Below are 18575 nucleotides of genomic sequence, written 5' to 3'. Positions count from 1 at the left end.
CGGTCTACTGTTCCTAGCTGCGCAATCGTTGTGCCATCGCGGCGGCGGTATGGATCACGTCCATATCGAGCCCGGTGGTGTATCCCAGCCGGTGCAGATGCGCGGCCACGGCCTCAGTAGCGACATTGCCTGCGGCACCCGGCGCGTAAGGACAGCCGCCCAGACCACCAACCGCCGCATCAAAGACGCGCAGACCCAAACTGAGCGAAGCATCAATATTGTCCAACGCCCGCCCGGCCGTGTCGTGAAAATGCCCGGCCAGCCGACCCACGGGCACCACATCGCGCACCGCAAGCAACATGCGCGCAACGGCATCCGGTGTGCCCTTGCCCAGCGTGTCACCGAGACTGACCTCATAGCAGCCCATCGCAAAGAGACGGTCGGCCACGCGCGCCACCGCCTCCGGCGACACAGGCCCGTCATAGGGGCAATCCACCACGCAAGACACATAGCCCCGCACGGGCACATCGATGGCGCGCGCGGCCTCGATCACCGGTGCGAACCGTTCCAGCGCCTCGTCAACGGATGCGTTCACATTTGCCTTGGAAAACCCCTCGCTGGCCGAGCCAAAGACGGCAACCTCGTCCGCGCCAGCCGCGCGTGCGTCGTCAAAGCCGCGCATGTTCGGCGTCAGCGCGGCATAGCGGATGCCCGGCGCGCGTTGGATCCCGGCGAGCACCGCGTCACTGCCTGCCATTTGCGGCACCCATTTCGGGCTGACAAAGCTGGCACATTCGATCCGCTTGAACCCGGCAGTGCTGAGGCAATCCACCAACGCGATCTTGTCCGCGACGGGAATGTCGGCGGTTTCGTTCTGCAACCCGTCGCGGGGTCCCACCTCGTAGATTTCTGCCATATGCGTTGCGTCTGACATCTAGCCCTCCCAGACCGGGTAAAAGTCCCGAGCGTAGAGCCTGTTTGCGGAATTGGGCAAGCTTTTGACAAAGGCAGGCCTGTCCGTGATCCGGTCAAACCAGCGCGCGGTGGCGGGATGGCTGTCGAGGGCGGTAAAATGGCGGGCCATATAGACCGCCTGCCCCACGCAGATGTCCGCCGCACTGAACCCCGAGGCCAGCAGGTGATCAGAGCCTGCATCCGTGAGCTGCGTTTCCAGAGCGTCATAGCATTTGGCGAGCCGCGCGGCCTCGATCTTCATGATGAGGGGGCTGCGCATGTGATCCTCGTAGAGCACGACATGCTGTTGTGTTAGAGCGGCGGCGTGTTGGCTGATGGTTTCGGCAAAATGGACCCACACCAACCAATTCATCCGGTCCGCATGGCCCGGCGGTCGGCCCAGTGTTTGCGGACTGAAGCGTTCGCAGAGGTATTCGGCAATGGCACCGGTTTCGATCATCTGTCTGCCGTCGATTTCCAGCGCAGGCACCCGCCCCGCCGGGCTGACAGACAGAAATTCGGGCTGGCGCAAGGATTTGTCGAAGGGATGTTCCACCACCTCGAATGGCACATCCAGTTCGTGCAAGATCCACAGCGTGCGCATCGACCGGGTCTGGGGACAGTGGTGCAAGGTGATCATGTGGCGTCTTCCAGTCGGACAAGGGCCGCGCCCGCAGTGACCTGATCGCCCTGGGTCGCATAGACCTCGGCCACGATGCCGTCGCGTGCGGCCAGCAACGCATGTTCCATTTTCATGGCTTCGAGAATGGCGAGCCTGTCGCCTTTGGCCACGGTATCGCCGGGCTTGGCAAAGACGGCCCTGACCAGTCCGGGCATTGGCGCCTCGACGATGTTGCCGTCGCCTGCAGCGCTGGTGGCCACGTCGAGCGGGTCAACGATGTCGTAGATCAAGCCGTAGCCGTCAAACACCGTCGCCGTCCCATCGTGCACGGACACATCCGGTGCCGGATGGCCGTCAATGACCCACCTGCCGTGGCTTTGGGTGGCCTCGACCGAGGTGTCATCGACCGACCAGAGTTGCGTGTGCGCGTCGATCACCTGCACCGAGATCGCAAGCGGTTGGTCCGCATAGGTCAGGGGGATGGCGCGCGTCATCGGTTGCCACAGGGCGAACCCGGCCAGTGCGGGCGGCTGGTCGAGCCCCGACACCGCCATCGCAGCCGCAACCGAGTGGCGTGGTTGTGCCACGGGGGCCGCTGTCAGCGCGTTCAGGTCACGTGCGATGAGACCGGTGTCGACCTTGCTCTGCCCAAAGCCCTCATGCCCGGCCAGCGCCCCGAGAAAGGCGAGGTTGGTCACGGTGCCTGCGACCTGCGTGTCGGACAGGGCGGATTGCAGACGCGCAAGGGCTGTGGCGCGCGTGGGGCCGTGGGTGATCACCTTGGCAATCATTGGGTCGTAGAACGGGCTGATCGTATCGCCCGCGCGCACGCCGCTATCGGCCCGTGCGCCGCCCGGAAAAGACAGATGCGTCAGCACGCCCGTCGCGGGCAGGAAGCCTGCTGGCACGTCCTCGGCATAGAGGCGCGCCTCGAAGGCGTGGCCGGTGATGGACAGCTGGTCCTGGGACTTGGGCAGGCCCTCGCCTGCGGCCACGCGCAATTGCCACTCCACCAGATCGACACCCGTGATGGCTTCGGTGACCGGGTGTTCCACCTGAAGCCGGGTGTTCATTTCCATGAAAAAGAACCCGTCCGCGCGCAGATCGCCAGAACCGTCAACGATGAACTCGACCGTGCCTGCGCCTTTGTAGCCGATGGCTTCGGCGGCACGCACGGCGGCTGTGCCCATTGTGTCGCGCATTTCGGGCGTCATACCGGGGGCTGGGGCCTCTTCGATCACCTTTTGGTGGCGGCGTTGCAGTGAGCAGTCCCGCTCAAACAGATGGACCGCATGGGTGCCGTCGCCAAAAACCTGCACCTCGATGTGGCGGGGATGTGTGACGAATTTCTCGACCAGAACGTCCGGGTTGCCAAACGCGGTCTGTGCCTCGCTGCGCGCACTGGCGAGTGCGTCGGCAAAAGCGTCTGGCGTCTCAACAAGGCGCATGCCCTTTCCGCCGCCGCCGGCAACCGCCTTGATCAGCACTGGATAGCCGATTTTGGCGGCTTCGCCCGCCAGCAGGTCGTCAGACTGGTCAGCGCCGTGATAGCCGGGCACCACAGGCACGCCCGCCTCGACCATCAGCGCCTTGGCCGCGTCCTTGAGGCCCATGGCGCGGATCGCATCCGCTGAGGGCCCGATGAATGTGAGCCCCGCCGCCTCGACCGCTTCAACAAAGTCGGGGTTTTCGGAGAGGAACCCATATCCGGGGTGGATCGCTTGCGCCCCTGTGTCACGTGCGGCGGCGATAATGGCGTCACCACGCAGATAGCTGTCGGCGGGCGCGCTGCCGCCGATATGGACGGCCATGTCGGCCATCTGCACGTGTTTGGCCTGCGCATCGGCGTCGGAATAGACAGCGACACAGCGCACCCCAAGGGACTGCGCGGTTTCCATCACCCGACAGGCGATTTCACCCCGGTTGGCGATCAGAATTGTGTTGAACATTACCACCATGCTCCTGATTTGCCGTCGTTGAGATGCTGGCGCACATAGGCGGGCAACGGCCAGGCATCAAATTCGAGGTCCGCACGCTTGCCCCGCGTGCCATCGCGGAACGCATGATCGTAGAGTTCGCTGTGCAGGCGGATTTCGAGGTGGGCGAGCGCGGTGTCTACCTTGGTCTGCGTGTCCTCAATGCTGTCTTCGAGCTTGGACGCATCCGATTTTCCGGCAAACCAACGGGCAGGCAGGACCTGGGTCAGGATTTTGGTGCCTGCGCTTGTGGCCACCAGCAGGACAAGGTTGGCCAGAAAGGCCGACAGGGATGCCCCGCGCAATTCGGAAAACGTACCCGTGAGAAAGCCAAACCACCCCCGTGGTTTTGCATCGCGGGCCGCCAGTTGTGCACGTGCAATATCAAATTCCCGCGCGAAACTTTCCCGGAACTGGGTGGCAAACGCAGAGCGTCCAAAATCCGAACGCCCGGCCCAAACCGTCAGTGCAGGGCGCACAAACACGCCGTTGCGCGTCTGTTCCACGAACTGTTCGAAATCGAAGATAAAGAAATAGTCCTCTGGATCGCTGGAATTGTGGACAACGTAAACCGGCAGTTTCACTTCCCGACCGATCGACGGCAGTTCGACCTTGGGAATGGCGCGCTTGACCCGGTTGGCGATGTCTTTGGGATTGATCATATCTGCCTCACATCCGGAACACGCCGAAACGTGTGTCCTCTATTGGTGCGTTGAGGGCCGCGCGCAGGCTGAGGTACAGCACATCGCGGGCGCGGCGCGGGTCGATGATGCCGTCATCCCACAGGCGGGCGGAGGCATAGAGCGGGTGTGACTGTTCTTCGAACATGTCGATTGTGGGCTGTTTGAACGCGGCCTCTTCGTCTGCGGACCACGTACCGCCGCCACGTTCGATGGCATCGCGTTTGACGGTGGCCAGCACCCCGGCCGCCTGAGCCCCCCCCATGACGCTGATGCGCGCATTGGGCCAGGACCACAGGAACCGCGGGTCATAGGCCCGGCCTGACATGCCGTAATTCCCCGCCCCGAAAGAGCCACCGACCAGCATTGTGACTTTGGGAACCGACGTTGTGGCCACAGCCGTGACCATCTTGGCCCCGTGGCGCGCGATACCTTCGTTCTCGTATTTCTGCCCCACCATGAAACCAGTGATGTTTTGCAAAAATACCAATGGGATATGCCGCTGGGAACACAGTTCGATAAAGTGTGCGCCCTTTTGCGCCGCCTCGGAGAACAGGACGCCGTTGTTGGCGATGATGCCCACGGGCACGCCCTTGATATGGGCAAAGCCGCAGACCAGCGTTTCACCAAACCGCGCCTTGAACGCATCAAACCGGGACCCGTCCACGATCCGGGCGATGACCTCGTGAATATCGTAGGGGGTGCGCAAGTCGGCAGGCACGACACCCAGAATTTCGTCGGGATCAAATGCGGGCTCTTCGGAGGTTTGCAAAGTGACCGATTGAGGTTTGCAAAGGTTAAGGTTTCCGACACTTCTGCGGGCGAGTGCCAGCGCGTGGGCGTCATCCTCGGCCAGATAGTCCGCCACACCGGACAGGCGTGTGTGTACGTCCCCGCCGCCCAGATCCTCGGCGCTGACCACTTCGCCCGTTGCCGCCTTGACCAGCGGCGGACCGGCGAGAAAGATCGTCCCCTGTTCCTTGACGATGATGGTGACGTCGGACATCGCAGGCACATAAGCGCCACCGGCCGTGCAGGACCCCATGACAACAGCGATTTGCGGGATACCCTTGGCGCTCATCTGCGCCTGATTGAAAAAAATGCGGCCAAAGTGGTCGCGGTCGGGAAACACCTCGTCCTGATTGGGCAGGTTCGCTCCGCCACTGTCGACCAGATAGATGCAGGGCAATCTGTTGGCCGCGGCAATGTCCTGCGCGCGCAGGTGCTTTTTCACGGTCATCGGGTAGTATGTGCCGCCTTTGACAGTCGCGTCATTGCAGACGACCATGACGTCCTGTCCCATCACCTGACCGATGCCCGCGATGACACCGGCGCAAGGTGCCGCGCCGTCGTAAAGGCCATGCGCAGCAGTCGCGCCAATTTCCAGAAAGGGCGTGCCGGGATCGAGCAGGTTCGCCACACGGTCGCGCGGCAGCATCTTGCCCCGCCCAAGGTGGCGGTCCCGCGACCGTTCCCCACCGCCTGCAGCAGCGGCCAGCGCAGCGGTATGGACCTCTTCGAGTGCGGCCAGATGTGCCGTGCGATTGGCGCGGAACGTCTCGGATGCGGGCACGGCCTGCGATGTCAGTTTCATATGCGTTCTCCGGCTTCGGCGGCAGCGCGCGCCTTGAGTTCCTTGCGAATGACCTTGCCTGTGACGGTCATGGGCAGTGCGTCGAGAAATTCGATTTCCCTTGGGTATGAATGGCTTGCAAGGCGGGTTTTGACATAATCGCGCAATGCGGGTCCGTCGGGTGTGCGGCCTGCTTTGAGCACCACATAGGCCTTGACGATTTCGGTGCGCAGGGCGTCCGGTTTGCCAATGACGCCCACGGTAGCGACATCGGGGTGGGTCAGCAGGCAGTCTTCGATTTCGGCGGGGCCGATGCGGTAGCCGGACGATGTGATTACGTCGTCATCGCGCCCGACAAAGCGGATGAACGCGCCCGCGCGCTGGCCTTTATCACCGGTGAGCATCCAGTCGCCCTGGAACTTGTCCGCCGTCTCCATGGGCCGGTTCCAGTAGCCCAGCATCATGGACGGTGCGCCGCGACGGATTGCGATGTCCCCCTCGCCCGCCGTTGGGCGGCCATTCTCGTCGACTACATCGACGTCGAAGCCCGGCACCGGTTGCCCCATGCAGCCGGGTTCTGGGGCAAATCGGCTGGCGCAACTGGACACGACCATGTTGCATTCGGTCTGGCCGTAAAATTCGTTGATCGTGACACCCAGTGCGCTGCGGCCCCAGTCCAGCATTTCGGCCCCAAGCGGTTCGCCACCGCTGGCGACGCTGCGCAGGCCGGTCAGGTGAACACCACCGGCCTTGAGCATCCGCAGCGCGGTGGGTGGAAAAAACACGTTGCGCACTTGGCCGCGCGCGATGACGGTTTGACAGGTGGCGGCGTCGAATTTGGGCAACCTTGCCGCCACCACCGGGACCCCAAGGGCGAGGCCCGGCATCAGCACGTCAAAAAGCCCGCCGATCCACGCCCAGTCGGCGGGGGTCCACAGGCAGTCATCCGGTCGGCCAAGGTCATCATGGCTGATGCGGACACCGGGAAAATGCCCCGCCAGCACACCGTGGCCATGCAGCGCGCCCTTGGGCTTGCCGGTGGTGCCAGAGGTGTAAATCAGGACGGCAGGCGTATCAGCATCGGCCGGTGCGAAGGCGACGGGGTCACCCGCTGTGCCCGCCATCTCGGCCAGCCAGCAGTCCGCGAGGTCACCAACCAGTGTGCGCCCTTCGGCATCTGTCAGGACCAGAGACACGCCCGCATCCGACAAACGGGTGGCGAGTGCGTCCTGTTTGAACAGCTTGAACAACGGCACGGAGATTGCGCCGATCTTCCAAATGGCGAGATGTGCCGCGGCACACCATGGTGTCTGGCTGAGCAACACGCCGACGCGGTCGCCGGGGCTGATCTGTTTCATCAGCGCGCGGGCCAGCCCGTCGGTCATGGCCGTGAGATCGCCATAGGCAATCGGCACGTTCTGGGGGCCGCTCACGTCCATGATTGCGACTTGATCCGAGGGATGGTCCAGGCATTGCGCCGCCATGTTCATATGCCATCCTCCGGTGCGCGTGACACCTGGCCGAACCGGTTCACGCGGTACGTGACGCCACTGCATTCGACATACATCACCCACGCGCCCTGCCCCGGCCAGCCGACGCATGTTGCGGGATCACCGCCGTGCAACCGCGCCACCGCAGCAATCACATCCGCCGAGTCGACATTGACCTGACGCTGCCCAAGCCAATAGCCCGCAAGCGCGGCCAGGATCACAAGCGATCCGGTTGTGATGATGACCGAGCGCGGCATCACCCCATTGCCGTGACCAGTTCGCGCCCCACAAGCATGCGGCGGATTTCCGACGTGCCCGCCCCGATTTCCATCAGTTTGGCGTCCCGGAACAGGCGCGCCACCGGGGCATCGTTGAGGAACCCGGCGCCACCCATGGCCTGAACGGCCTGGTGGGCCTGTTTCATCGCTTCTTCGGAAGCATAAAGACAGCAGGCTGCGGCGTCCTGGCGGGTCACAGTCCCTCGGTCACAGGCCTTGGCCACTTCGTAGACATAGGACCGGGCGGAGTTCATCGCGGTATACATGTCGGCGATCTTACCCTGCATCAGCTGGAAATTTCCAATCGGTTGGCCGAATTGCCGCCGTTCGGCCAAATAGGGCATCACCTCGTCCATACAGGCGGCCATGATACCCAGGCCGATGCCCGCCAAAACCACGCGCTCGTAATCCAGCCCGGACATCAGGACGGCCACACCGCGCCCCTCTTCGCCGAGTACGTTGTCAAAGGGCACCTCGACGTCCTCGAACACCAGTTCACCCGTGTTCGATCCACGCATCCCCAGCTTGTCAAAGTGCGGAGAGGTCGAAAACCCGACCATGTCACGTTCGATCAGAAACGCCGTAATGCCGCGCGGGCCTGCATCTGCGTCCGTCTTGGCGTAGACCACAAGCGTGTCCGCATCGGGCCCGTTGGTGATCCAGTATTTTGTGCCGTTCAGGATGTAACGGTCGTTACGCTTTTCCGCGTTGAGTTTCATCGACACAACGTCAGAGCCTGCGCCCGCCTCGGACATGGCAAGCGCGCCGACATGCGCGCCGCTAACAAGGCCCGGAAGGTATTTTTCCTTTTGCGCGGGCGTGGCGTTCAGCTTGATCTGGTTCACGCACAGGTTTGAATGCGCGCCATAGCTGAGCGACACCGACGCGCTGGCGCGGGCGATTTCCTCGACCGCGACTGTGTGCGCCAGATAAGACATGCCTGCCCCGCCGTAGTCCTCTTCGACAGTGATCCCCAACAGGCCCAATTCGCCCATCTCGGGCCAGAGTTCAGGTGGAAATGTGTTGGATTGGTCAATCTGCGCCGCCAGTGGTTTGACCCGCTCTTGCGCCCAGCGATGCACCATCTCGCGCAGCGCGTTAACATCCTCGCCCAAGTCGAACGCCATGGAATGGGTGAACATTACTCGCCTCCCCGCATTAATGAACACTTGTTCATTAATAGGGCGTAGTTGTCTGCGAGTCCAGACCCTGTGTTGTGCGGCTCAGGCGGATTGGTAGACGCTGGACACTTCGGCGCGGATGATGCGTGCAATCAGCGCACAGTCTTCGAGGGTAAATGTGAGCGGCACGCGCATGTCGACGACACCGGCCAGAATGCGGTCGCTGGCGGCCATCGGCTCGGATGGTGCGTAACGCCAGCTGTCGTACCGGCTGGTAAAGGCGACAGGGTCCGGAGCGCCGAACCACTTCAGCTCGACCCCGCGCGCCGCACAGCGCGCAATCACGTCTTGTACGGCCGAGGCTGCCCAATCCAGCAACAGGAACTGAATGGATGAGCCCACGATTTCTTCGGCGTCCGGTCTGTTGATCAGGGTGAGGCCCGGCGTGTCGCGCAGCCCGTCTTCGAGCGTGTGATAGCGTTCGTTCCACCGCGCGCATTGTGCTGCGATATCCGCGAGTTGAGGCCGCAGAATGGCCGCCCGCAGATTGTCCATGCGGCCCGAAATATTGGGCGTGTGGAATTTGATGTTGTCGAATGCTTCTTTTGGGGGACCGGCAAGATGCCGTTCAAACAGCATGTAGCTGCCGGACAGCATGATGGATTTTGCAGCAAGATGGGGATCATCGGTCACGATGAAACCACCCTCGCCCGAGTTCACGTGTTTGTAGGTTTGGCACGAATAGCAGCCGAAGACGCCGTGCCGCCCGGACGGAACACCGTTCCATGATCCGCCCATCGTGTGCGCGCAGTCTTCGATAACCGCCACGCCTGCCGCATCGCACATAGCCATCAGGCGGTCCATGTCGCATATATGGCCGCGCATGTGGCTGAGCAGGAGCACCCGCGCCTGTGGCAGCTTGGCCTCGAGATCATCGAGGTCGATTGTCAGGTCTTCGGTCACGCCAACGAAGATCGGCGTGGCGCCAACCGATGCAATTGCGCCCGGCACAGGCGCCAGCGTAAAGGCGTTCGAGAGCACTTTGTCGCCCGGTCCCACATCTAGGGCACGCAAGGCTGTTGCCATGGCATAGCCGCCCGAAGCGACGGCCAGACAGTATTGCGAACCGACATAGTCGGCAAATTCGCGTTCCAACAGCGCGGTTTCCGCCACTTCGTCACCCGCCGTATTGTAGCGGTGCAAACGGCCATGGCGCAGCACGGCCAGAGCGGCGTCGATGCCTGCCTCCGGGATGGGGTCCTGTTGGGTGAAACTGCCGGTAAAATGCTCTGTCATAGGCCCGTTTTGGGCATGCGCCCCGTCACCGTCAAGCGTGCGGCGCGTCATTTGGTGTCCTGAAATCGGCGATGTGGGCAATCAGCGGGCAAAAAGCGCGGCAACCACCTGTGGCAATACGGCGTAGGTGTCGAGCAAAGCCTCGGGTTCCAGCGCGGCCATGTCTTCGCCAGAGGGGCCAAAGGTCACGAGAATCGATGGGACACCCGCAGCACGGGCCGTGTTGCGATCCGTATCGCTGTCCCCCACCAGAAGACAAGCGGCCGGGTCCACGCCAAGTCGGCGGGTCGCTTCAAAAAGCGGCTCTGGGTTCGGTTTGCGTACTGGCAACGTGTCGGCCCCCACGAGGCTGCCAAAGGCGTCGCGCACGCCAAGCGCGCGCATCAACTGTTCGGCCAGACCTTCGGGTTTGTTGGTGCAGATCCCAACGGCGTGCCCTTGGACCTTGAGGGTTTCGATGGCGTCCATGGCACCGGGATACAGAGTGGTGTGCGTGCAGATCGCACTGCCGTAAGCCTCGAGCAACATGGGATAGTATTGATCCACAATCGCCTCGTCCGCCTGTGCGACGCGCGCCAGACCGGTGCGCAGCATCATGCGCCCGCCCCGCAGTGCAACACCGGCATCCGCAGCGTCCAAGACATCGCCGTACCCCATGTCGCGAAAACAGACGTTCGCGGCGGCCAGCAAGTCGCCACTGGTGTCCGCAAGTGTCCCGTCGAGATCGAAAATCACCGCTGTCATGGCTGCTCCCTTGGCAAAAGCCCGCTTACACCTGTTGCAAGCCGCAATCTTGTTTGATGGCGCATACGCTTGCGTGCGCGCGCCCAGCGGATAAACAGGACGGAACAAAAAGACAAAGAGAATTGGTATGAAAACCGCATTGATCATCCTGGCCGCGGGCAAAGGCACACGGATGAATTCGGACCTGCCCAAGGTTCTGCACCCTATTGCCGGCGCTCCGATGTTGCACCACGCGATGCGGGCGGGCGATATTCTGGACCCGGAACATACAGTCATCGTGGCCGGATACGGCGCAGAGGCGGTCACGACATCCGTTGCCAGCGTCGATCCGGGCGCGCAGGTTGTCCTGCAAGAGGAACAATTGGGAACGGCACACGCCGCAGCGCAGGCGCGGGATGCGCTTGCAGGCTTTGACGGGCATGCCGTCGTGCTCTTTGGCGACACACCCTTTGTCCGGCCTGAAACCCTGCAAGAGTTGGCCGCATCACCCGCGGATGTGACGGTGCTGGGGTTCGAAGCCGCAGACCCTGCCCGCTATGGTCGGTTGGTGATGAACGGCACGCAGCTAGAGCGGATTGTGGAGTTCAAGGACGCCACGCCGAGTGAGCGCGAAATCACCCTGTGCAATTCGGGTGTGCTGGCCGCCCCTGCGCCGCTCTTGTTCGACTTGATCGACGCCGTGGGCAACAACAACGCACAGAACGAATACTACCTGACGGAATTGCCACGCCTCGCCAGGGCGCGCGGCCTGTCTGTTGCGGTGACGCGCTGTGACGAGGCAGAAACGCTTGGCATCAACAGCCGTGCCGAACTGGCCGCCGCCGACGCGCAGTTTCAGACACGTGCACGAGCGCAGTTGATGGACGACGGCGTGACACTCGTTGCGCCCGACACGGTCTACTTGTCATTGGACACCATTATTGGGCGTGACGCGCTGATTGAACCCAACGTGGTCTTCGGCCCCGGTGTCACCGTGGAAAGCGGCGCAACTGTACGCGCGTTTTCCCACCTCGAGGGGTGCCACGTGTCGCGTGGTGCCACGGTCGGCCCCTATGCGCGCCTGCGGCCCGGCACCGAACTGGCCGAAGACGTCCGCGTCGGCAACTTTGTCGAGATCAAGCAAGCGACCATCGCAGCGGGCGCCAAGGTCAACCACCTCAGCTATGTGGGCGACGCCACGGTGGGGCCAGCCAGCAACATCGGCGCAGGCACAATCACCTGCAACTATGACGGCGTGATGAAGCATCGGACGGAGATCGGCGCGCGCGCCTTTATCGGGTCAAACACGATGCTGGTCGCACCTGTGACGGTCGGTGACGATGCCATGACCGGATCGGGGTCGGTGATCACGTCGGACGTCGAAGACGGCGCGTTGGCCATTGCACGGGCGCCGCAGGTCGAGAAACCGGGCATGGCCCGCAAATTGTTCGAAATGTTAAAGGCCAAAAAGGCCAGACAGAGCAGAGGCAGCTAAAATGTGTGGAATTGTAGGGGTCTTGGGTGACCACGAAGTCGCCCCCATCCTGGTCGAGGCCCTCAAACGCCTCGAATATCGCGGCTATGACAGTGCAGGCATCGCGACCGTCAACAGTGGCACGTTGGACCGTCGGCGTGCCGTCGGAAAGCTGGCCAACCTGAGCGACAAGCTGGTGCATGAACCGCTCGCCGGCAAAGCCGGGATCGGCCACACACGCTGGGCAACGCATGGTGCACCAACCGAGGACAATGCCCACCCCCACAAGGCGGGTCCGGTGGCAGTGGTCCACAATGGGATCATCGAGAACTTTCGCGAATTGCGTGCTGAACTGGCCGAGGCTGGCATCAACTTTCAAACCGAGACGGATACCGAAACGGTGGCCCTGCTGACGCAACACCACCTGGCGCAGGGGCTGGCCCCCGCCGAGGCGGCGTTTCGCACGTTGGACCGTTTACAAGGCGCGTTTGCACTGGCGTTTCTGTTTGATGGCCAAGACGACCTGATCATCGCAGCGCGCAAGGGATCGCCGCTAGCGATTGGACATGGTGATGGCGAGATGTTTGTGGGCTCCGACGCGATTGCGCTCGCGCCCCTGACCGATCGCATCACCTATCTCGAAGAAGGCGACCGCGCGATTGTCACGCGGTCAGGTGTCGAAATCAGGGATGCTAACGGCACGCTGGCGAACCGTCCCGTCCGGCAAATCCAACTGGACGCAGCACGGGTCGACAAGGCGGGCCACAAGCACTTTATGGCCAAGGAGATCGCGGAACAGCCCGTGGTCATCAACAACACGCTGACGCATTATCTGGGTGCAGACGGCAGGATCACCCTGCCCGAGCCGAGCATTGATTTCACCGCTGTTGACCGGCTGACGATGGTGGCATGCGGCACCGCGTACTACGCCTGCCTGACGGCGAAATACTGGTTCGAACAGATTGCGCGACTGCCGGTCGAGGTCGACGTGGCGTCAGAATTCCGCTACCGTGAGCCGCCCGTCCCGGCCCGGACCTTGGCGTTGTTTGTCAGCCAATCCGGCGAAACGGCGGATACTTTGGCCGCGTTGCGTTACTGCGACGGCAAGGCGGACAAGATTGTTTCGGTGGTCAATGTCCCCGAAAGCTCGATTGCGCGTGAAAGCGATCTTGCCCTGCCGATCCATGCGGGCGTCGAGGTGGGCGTGGCATCAACCAAGGCCTTTACCTGCCAATTGACCGTATTGCTGATGCTGGTCTTGAAGGCAGCACGCGACCGGGGAACTTTGACCGACGAGGCACTGGCCGATCATGTGTCCGCCTTGCGCAGCTTGCCCGCGTTGATCAACCTCGGGATCGAGCAGAGCGACGCGATGCAGCGCACGGCACGCAAACTGTCGGAGGCGCGCGACATTCTGTTCCTGGGCCGTGGCGTGATGTATCCACTGGCACTTGAGGGCGCGCTTAAACTGAAAGAAATCAGCTATATACACGCCGAAGCGTATGCATCAGGTGAACTGAAGCACGGCCCCATTGCGCTGATCGACAAACACGTGCCTGTGGTTGTCATGGCCCCCCGCGATACGCTGTTCGACAAGACGGTATCGAACATGCAGGAGGTGATGGCGCGCAAGGGCAAGGTGGTTCTGGTGTCTGACGCCGAAGGGTTGAAAGAGGCCGGTGACGGCATTTGGGAAGAGATCAAGATGCCGGATTGTCCGGATATCGTGGCCCCCATCCTGTATGCCGTACCTGCGCAGTTGCTGGCCTATCACACGGCTGTGGCCAAGGGCACGGATGTGGATCAGCCGCGCAATCTGGCCAAGTCGGTGACGGTCGAGTGACGCCCGAGGACGCGCTGAACCAGATCCGCGCACACGCTGATCCGGAACGCGCGGCAGGCGCGAAAGCCTATCACAAATCGGACCGGTTGCATCTGGGCGTTGCCAATCCGGTGTTGAACGACCTGAGCAAGTCATGGCGTCAGACCTTGGATGTGGAGGCGCGCGTCGCACTGGCTGACGGCTTGTGGCAGACCGACATCTACGAAGCACGGTTGGCCGCTGCCAAGGTTCTGACGCAGGCGCGCTTGCGCCCGGATGATGCGGCATGGGCGCTGATCCAATCCTGGGTGCCGACGTTTGACAGTTGGGCCATTGCCGATCACGCCTGTATGGCGGGACAAAAACGCTTGGTGGCCGCGCCCGAGCGTCTGGATCAGGTCGAAGCATGGACACAGTCGGACCATTTATGGACCCGCCGCGCGGCTCTGGTGATCACCCTGCCCTGGACCAAACAGAACTTCCCCAAACCGGATGAGATCGCCGCGCGCGAGCGGATTTTGGGTTGGGCGGCAGGATACGTGCCGGACCGGCAATGGTTTATTCAGAAAGCCATCGCGTGGTGGGTGCGCGAGCTGGGCAAACACGACGCACCACGGGCGCGCGCGTTTCTCGACACGCACGGCGCGCAGATGAAACCATTCGCGGCCAAAGAGGCGGCAAAGTACCTGACCTAACGCGGAAATAGCGGGCGTTTAACCTGCGAGAACGTCGACCTCGGGGAGGTCCGTCAGAGACGCGCCAATGGCCTGCATTGCAGCGAGCGACATGCGGCTGCCAGCCGTCTTTGGGCCATCAATGGGGATCAGGGTCACGGCCACCGTTTTGCCCGTGTCGGGCGAGAACACCTGCCCGGCCTGTTCGCGTGACACGAGCGGCGTTTTCAACCACAAGCCCGGCTCAGCCGCATTGCCAAGGGACACCACGGTGCGCCCAAGCGTGCCAGCGGACACTTCGGGGGCAACCGCGGGCGGCGCATCAGGCGGGGATGTTTCCAAGCCACCGGGGCGGATCTGTGGGCGCACCACATCGGCGGTCGCTCCGCTCGGTGCATCACTCACTACCACAGGCGGCGCACTGCGGTCTGGCAACAACCCGCAGCCCGACACACTTAACAGACCTATCAATAGCATTCGCATAAATGCACCATAGCTTGCGCAGTTAGGCGCGCAATGCCCCTTGCAGCCGACGCGCACCACCCCTACCACTTTAGGCATGACCGCACCATTGATCGACCCCTTCCAGCGCGCAATCACCTATCTGCGCGTCTCCGTCACGGATCGCTGTGACTTTCGCTGTGTGTACTGCATGTCGGAAAACATGACATTCCTGCCCAAAAAAGAGCTTTTGACGCTCGAAGAGCTGGACAGGATGTGTTCGACCTTTGTCGGTCTGGGGGTCGAAAAGCTGCGCATCACAGGCGGTGAACCGCTGGTGCGGCGGGACATCATGACGTTTTTCAACGCGATGGGCCGTCATCTCGAGGCTGGGACCCTCAAGGAACTGACGCTGACCACCAATGGCAGTCAGCTCGGGCGGTTCGCCAAGGATCTCTATGCGGCGGGCGTGCGACGGGTCAACATCTCGCTCGACACATTGGACGAAACCAAGTTTGCCGACATCACTCGCTGGGGGCGTTTGCCGCAGGTTCTGCGCGGCGTTGATGCAGCCCTTGCCGCTGGCCTGCGGGTCAAAATCAATGCGGTGGCGCTGAAGGACTTCAACGAAGACGAATTGGCGACCATCACCGCGTGGTGTGCCGAACGGGACATGGACTTGACCTGGATCGAAGTCATGCCGATGGGCGACATCGGCAACGAGGATCGTTTGGGGCAATATTGGTCCCTCAAGGACGTGCGCGCCCGGTACGCTGAACATTACACCGTGACGGACCTCGCCGAACGCACCGGTGGCCCCGCGCGTTACGTGCGCCTCGAAGAGACTGGGCAAAAGATCGGGTTCATTACGCCGCTCAGCCATAACTTCTGCGAAAGCTGCAACCGTGTGCGGATCACCTGTACAGGTGAGATTTACATGTGCCTGGGTCAAGAGGACATGGCCGACCTGCGCGCGCCGTTGCGTGCGCATCCCACGGACAACACGCCGCTGGAGGACGCCATTCGCGGCGCGATCCAACTCAAGCCCAAGGGCCATGATTTCGACTATTCGCGCCAGCGTCTTGATGGTCAGATGCCCCGCCACATGAGCCACACGGGCGGCTAACGGGCATGCGCCCGACCTTTCTCTTTCGGCTGTATCAGGCTCTGGTCGCGCTGGCCCTGCCCTTCGCCGCGCGCCGTGCGGTGAACAAGCTGCGCCGCGCGGGCGTTTCCGTGGACCGCGCGCATGAACGATTGGGTCACGCCACAGCGCAGCGCGGCTTTGGTCCGTTGATCTGGTTTCATGCCGCAAGTGTGGGCGAGGCGAAATCCGTTCTGCCTTTGATTGCGCAGACGATGACGGAACATCCGGATGTTCAGGTTCTGCTGACATCCGGCACCGCAACGTCGGCACAGGTGGTGTCCGGGCGGCTGCCGCGGGGTGCAGTGCACCAGTTTGGCCCTTTGGACGGCAACGGCCCCTTGAACCGGTTTCTACGGCACTGGCGCCCAGATCTGTGTGTTCTGGTCGAATCGGAGTTGTGGCCAAACCTGTTGGATCAATGCGCCCGTCGTGACATCCCCTTGGCCCTGTTGAATGCACGATTATCCGAAAACAGCGCGCAGGGGTGGAAGAGGTTCCCGGCCACTGCCGCTTATGTGATGCGTGGGATCACTCTGGCCTTGTGCCAGGACCGGCGCAGCCTGGATCATCTGCGTGATCTCGGGGTGCGAGGCGCGGCGATGGGCGTCAACCTCAAGTCACTGACGGGACCGCCTTTGCTCGACCCTTCGGCGGTTGCTGCGGCACACGCCGCATTGGGCGACAGACCTGTCTGGGTGGCCGCCTCGACCCATCCGGGCGAAGAAGAGATCGTGTTGGCCGCGCACAAGCGTCTGTGTGCGGATCGCCCTGACCTGTGCCTGATCCTCGTCCCCCGCCACCCCGAACGTGCCAACCAAATCGTGGCCTTGATAGAACAGACGGGACTGAATACCGCCCGGCGCAGCACCGGTGCCAACCTTGGCCAAGGCATTCAAGTGTATCTGGCCGACACGATGGGTGAGACTGACCTTTGGTACACACTCAGCCCCATTGTGTTTCTCGGCGGGTCCTTTGCACCCGTCGGTGGCCACACCCCCTACGAGCCAGCAGCCGCAGATACCGCCATCCTGCATGGGCCACTTTATGACAATTTCTCAGATGTTTACGCGACATTCCTGGCGCAGGATGCAAGCGTGCAGGTCAAGGATGCCGAAACGCTCTGTGAAGCGGTAAGGACGTTGTTGGACCACCCCGCGCGCGCCGCCCGGCTGGCGCGCAATGCCCGACCATTGGCAGTGTCTGGCACAGAAACTCTGGCGCGTCTGGGCCAGGACCTCTACTCAATGGCGGCAGAGCACGCGGAAGGACCACATGACTGACCTCGCCGAGATTGACGTGATTGCGCCCAATTTCAAACGGCGCCTGTCGGGGGTGACGTCCACGGTCATTCGTTTGGTTCCCTTGCAGGCCGAAGAGATGGCCATCACCGCCTGTGCGCCAGAAATGCCGCCGCATGTGCCCAACGTCGCATGGCCCCATTTGCTGACCATGCCGCGCCGTGGACCGCATGGCGCGCGCGTCTGGCATGCGCGTCGCAACGTGGAAATGATCGCGGGTCTGGCCTTGAAATACCTGCTTGGAAAGCGGCTAAAGCTGCTCTTTACCTCGGCCAGCCAGCGCCATCATACCGGCCTGACCAAGTGGCTGATCGCACGTATGGACGCGGTGATCGCCACCTCTGCCAAAACCGCCGCCTATCTTGAACGGCCGGCCACCGTGATCCACCACGGGATCGACACTGACACGTTTTCGCCAGCGCCGGACAAACCGGCCCTCAAGTCAGAGCTCGGGCTGCCGCCCGGACCACTGCTGGGATGTTTTGGCCGGATCAGGGCACAAAAAGGCACCGACGTTTTTGTCGACGCGATGATCCGTGTCTTGCAAGCGCATCCGACCGCCGCCGCAATTGTCATGGGCCGCGCAGTCGACAAAGACGCTGAATTTCTGCAAGATCTCAAGGCGCGGGTCCAGGCATCCGGCTGCGCGGATCGTCTCTTGTTCTTGCCCGAAGTGCCGGTGTGGGAGACGCCCAAATTCTATCAGGCCCTCGACGTCTATGTGGCCCCACAGCGTTGGGAAGGGTTCGGTTTGACGCCGCTCGAGGCCATGGCCTGTGGCGCGCCGGCCATCGCCACACGCGTGGGTGCGTTCGAAGAATTGATCCGCGACGGTCATACAGGCGCTCTGATCGAGGCAGGCAACACCGATCAAATGGTTGAAGCAACGGAACATTTGCTGACAAACCCCGACTTGCTGACCACGTGGTCACGCGCCGCGCGGCAACACATGCTGGACCACTTCCAATTGTCACAGGAAGCATCCGCCATCATGGACATCTACCGCACACTATTGCGCGACTAAGGGACGATGGGTGGGGCGATCTGCGCCCCTCAGGGCGCAGGA

Annotated in this window: 17 protein-coding genes; 6 read left to right on the top strand and 11 right to left on the bottom strand. The window is 62.3% G+C overall.

Going from position 1 to position 18575, the window contains the following annotated elements:
* Nucleotides 1–13 precede the first annotated feature (13 nt).
* From Q0936_RS05210 to Q0936_RS05165, 10 genes are all read right to left on the bottom strand, one after another.
* A complete protein-coding gene (locus Q0936_RS05210; protein WP_299296652.1) occupies nucleotides 14–874 on the bottom strand; it encodes a hydroxymethylglutaryl-CoA lyase in 861 nt (286 codons plus the stop codon).
* Complete coding sequence (locus tag Q0936_RS05205) at nucleotides 875–1534, bottom strand: glutathione S-transferase family protein (RefSeq protein ID WP_299296650.1); 660 nt, start codon at nucleotides 1532–1534, stop codon at nucleotides 875–877.
* Nucleotides 1531–3465: an acetyl/propionyl/methylcrotonyl-CoA carboxylase subunit alpha gene (locus Q0936_RS05200; protein WP_299296648.1), complete on the bottom strand. Its 1935-nt coding sequence runs from the start codon at nucleotides 3463–3465 to the stop codon at nucleotides 1531–1533. Before Q0936_RS05200 ends, Q0936_RS05205 begins: the two co-directional genes overlap by 4 nt.
* Complete coding sequence (locus tag Q0936_RS05195) at nucleotides 3465–4154, bottom strand: hypothetical protein (protein ID WP_299296646.1); 690 nt, start codon at nucleotides 4152–4154, stop codon at nucleotides 3465–3467. The genes Q0936_RS05200 and Q0936_RS05195 overlap by 1 nt, the downstream gene beginning before the upstream one ends.
* Nucleotides 4155–4161: 7 nt before the next feature.
* Nucleotides 4162–5766 (bottom strand): carboxyl transferase domain-containing protein, encoded by a 1605-nt coding sequence (locus Q0936_RS05190; protein ID WP_299296644.1) that lies wholly within the window; start codon nucleotides 5764–5766, stop codon nucleotides 4162–4164.
* The gene (locus Q0936_RS05185) at nucleotides 5763–7235 is read right to left on the bottom strand and encodes an AMP-binding protein (RefSeq protein WP_299296642.1); all 1473 of its coding nucleotides are present in this window, start codon (nucleotides 7233–7235) and stop codon (nucleotides 5763–5765) included. Before Q0936_RS05185 ends, Q0936_RS05190 begins: the two co-directional genes overlap by 4 nt.
* Complete coding sequence (locus Q0936_RS05180; RefSeq protein ID WP_299296640.1) at nucleotides 7232–7492, bottom strand: hypothetical protein; 261 nt, start codon at nucleotides 7490–7492, stop codon at nucleotides 7232–7234. Before Q0936_RS05180 ends, Q0936_RS05185 begins: the two co-directional genes overlap by 4 nt.
* Nucleotides 7492–8655 carry an isovaleryl-CoA dehydrogenase gene (locus tag Q0936_RS05175; protein ID WP_299296638.1) on the bottom strand — a complete coding sequence of 388 codons (1164 nt, stop codon included), beginning with the start codon at nucleotides 8653–8655 and terminating at the stop codon, nucleotides 7492–7494. Before Q0936_RS05175 ends, Q0936_RS05180 begins: the two co-directional genes overlap by 1 nt.
* 81 nt (nucleotides 8656–8736) lie before the next feature.
* On the bottom strand, nucleotides 8737–9930 hold the full coding sequence (locus tag Q0936_RS05170) for an aminotransferase class I/II-fold pyridoxal phosphate-dependent enzyme (RefSeq protein ID WP_299296636.1): 1194 nt from the start codon (nucleotides 9928–9930) through the stop codon (nucleotides 8737–8739).
* Nucleotides 9931–10011: 81 nt separating this feature from the next.
* Nucleotides 10012–10674: an HAD-IA family hydrolase gene (locus tag Q0936_RS05165; protein WP_299296634.1), complete on the bottom strand. Its 663-nt coding sequence runs from the start codon at nucleotides 10672–10674 to the stop codon at nucleotides 10012–10014.
* 127 nt (nucleotides 10675–10801) lie between these two features.
* On the opposite strand from Q0936_RS05165, the gene glmU reads away from it, so the two are divergent.
* From glmU to Q0936_RS05150, 3 genes are read left to right on the top strand one after another with little or no spacing between them, the layout of a single operon-like run.
* Nucleotides 10802–12148, top strand: a complete 1347-nt coding sequence (gene glmU, locus Q0936_RS05160) for a bifunctional UDP-N-acetylglucosamine diphosphorylase/glucosamine-1-phosphate N-acetyltransferase GlmU (protein WP_299296632.1) — start codon at nucleotides 10802–10804, stop codon at nucleotides 12146–12148.
* A 1-nt stretch (nucleotide 12149) separates the two neighbouring features.
* Nucleotides 12150–13970: a glutamine--fructose-6-phosphate transaminase (isomerizing) gene (glmS, locus tag Q0936_RS05155; RefSeq protein ID WP_299296630.1), complete on the top strand. Its 1821-nt coding sequence runs from the start codon at nucleotides 12150–12152 to the stop codon at nucleotides 13968–13970.
* Entirely contained in the window at nucleotides 13967–14644 is a 678-nt protein-coding gene (locus Q0936_RS05150) for a DNA alkylation repair protein (RefSeq protein ID WP_299296628.1), read from the top strand. The genes glmS and Q0936_RS05150 overlap by 4 nt, the downstream gene beginning before the upstream one ends.
* Nucleotides 14645–14662: 18 nt before the next feature.
* Here the strand turns inward: Q0936_RS05150 and Q0936_RS05145 are convergent, their stop codons facing one another.
* Nucleotides 14663–15028: a hypothetical protein gene (locus tag Q0936_RS05145; protein WP_299164878.1), complete on the bottom strand. Its 366-nt coding sequence runs from the start codon at nucleotides 15026–15028 to the stop codon at nucleotides 14663–14665.
* 154 nt (nucleotides 15029–15182) lie between these two features.
* On the opposite strand from Q0936_RS05145, the gene moaA reads away from it, so the two are divergent.
* Genes moaA through Q0936_RS05130 form a run of 3 tightly spaced genes read left to right on the top strand, consistent with a single transcriptional unit; the run spans nucleotide 15183 to nucleotide 18533 of the window.
* Complete coding sequence (moaA, locus tag Q0936_RS05140; RefSeq protein ID WP_299296626.1) at nucleotides 15183–16190, top strand: GTP 3',8-cyclase MoaA; 1008 nt, start codon at nucleotides 15183–15185, stop codon at nucleotides 16188–16190.
* Between the two features lie 5 nt (nucleotides 16191–16195).
* The gene (locus Q0936_RS05135) at nucleotides 16196–17491 is read left to right on the top strand and encodes a 3-deoxy-D-manno-octulosonic acid transferase (protein ID WP_299296624.1); all 1296 of its coding nucleotides are present in this window, start codon (nucleotides 16196–16198) and stop codon (nucleotides 17489–17491) included.
* Complete coding sequence (locus tag Q0936_RS05130) at nucleotides 17484–18533, top strand: glycosyltransferase family 4 protein (RefSeq protein WP_299296622.1); 1050 nt, start codon at nucleotides 17484–17486, stop codon at nucleotides 18531–18533. The genes Q0936_RS05135 and Q0936_RS05130 overlap by 8 nt, the downstream gene beginning before the upstream one ends.
* Nucleotides 18534–18575 lie beyond the last annotated feature (42 nt).

Source organism: uncultured Tateyamaria sp., from assembly GCF_947488715.1.
Taxonomy (GTDB): Bacteria; Pseudomonadota; Alphaproteobacteria; order Rhodobacterales; family Rhodobacteraceae; genus Tateyamaria.
The sequence above is the reverse complement of the archived record's forward strand: the minus strand, read 5'-3'. Positions and strand labels throughout refer to the sequence as shown.